The sequence below is a fragment of the Candidatus Symbiopectobacterium sp. NZEC135 genome, from assembly GCF_025962695.1.
The window spans coordinates 1-1,086 of record NZ_JAGFPF010000651.1 but is presented as its reverse complement, the minus strand read 5'-3'; the positions used below and the strand labels follow the sequence as shown (position 1 = coordinate 1,086).

2 protein-coding genes and 1 pseudogene are annotated in these 1,086 nt (G+C 38.3%); all 3 read right to left on the bottom strand.

Features of this window, described 5'->3' with window-relative positions:
* The coding region (locus J5224_RS29490; RefSeq protein WP_264628620.1) for a hypothetical protein at positions 1–222 on the bottom strand (222 nt) is incomplete at its 3' end.
* A gap of 128 nt (positions 223–350) precedes the next feature.
* Entirely contained in the window at positions 351–890 is a 540-nt protein-coding gene (locus J5224_RS29485) for an immunity 42 family protein (RefSeq protein WP_264628619.1), read from the bottom strand.
* Positions 887–1,086: pseudogene (locus J5224_RS29480) on the bottom strand (hypothetical protein); the annotation flags it as partial. The pseudogene J5224_RS29480 and the gene J5224_RS29485, both read right to left, overlap by 4 nt.

Here is a 1,086-nt window from a genome sequence, read left to right as displayed (position 1 = left end):
CAACTGATCCAGATAAAGCGCGGCTCTGCCTCTATCGTTTGCTTGATATCGCCGCCTGCCAATGCCGTATTGCTTCATCGCCTCTTTGTCTAGCGGCGTTTGCACTAAAGCGGCTTTGTACGCTGCCCATTCTTTATCTTTATCACTAGCTCTCTCTGCCTGGCATGAGCGGCACACCTCACCGGGCTCTTCCGCCTTTTTCAACGCACTTTGAGTGCGCACGACATCCACCACTCGACTGCCACTTTTCCCAATAGGCAGAGCCTAGCGCAGACGCTGTTGCTCTTTGTTAGAAATCGGACTCATGGCATTATCAGGCATCTACGATGTTAAAATATAAAATAAAAAAACTATATTGATGCGTAATAATCAATGGCCGATTTAATGATCCTATTCATTTCATCTTTATCTAAAATAACATCTACAATATATGGTTCTGAAACGTCCACCCAATGAAGCCCATTTGCACCTTCTTTTAAAATGCTTAATTTAGATCCTACAACCCGTATGTTATTTCCGTTGGAAATCGCAAAGAAAAAACAACAGTCGTTTTCTAAATTATATGTTGAGGCTTGATATCTATAGGAAGTAATAAAATCATCATGAATTTTTTCTTTCGATTTAACTCTTTCAGGCAACATGGTTTCTAACATTGTATAAAATGCTTTTCCTTTATCCATCAAGAATAAATTTATATCATTCACTGGTGATGTCAGTGCATTTCCATCAGATAGACAAAACACATCACCACCTAAAGTGGCAACTTTAGTTTTATCAGGGTATATGCTACCTTTCACACAAAAGTGGAATAATCCATTTTTATAACCATCTCCCCATTCAGGAATATATTCAATGAGAATAGCAAAGCGATTGGGATCTCCAAAAATCATGATTGCCTCCATTTACCTGGCAGACCTAATTGTTTCTTAATATCTGATGGAATATCACTTTTGGGTATTGCTACACTTTTATCTCCCGTACTACCTGACCAATGCCATGATCCATCATTAGTGTTAGTAAATTGATGTACATTACCTTCACTATCTAAGGAATATCTTTTTTTACCACTACCAATAGAATTTCCAA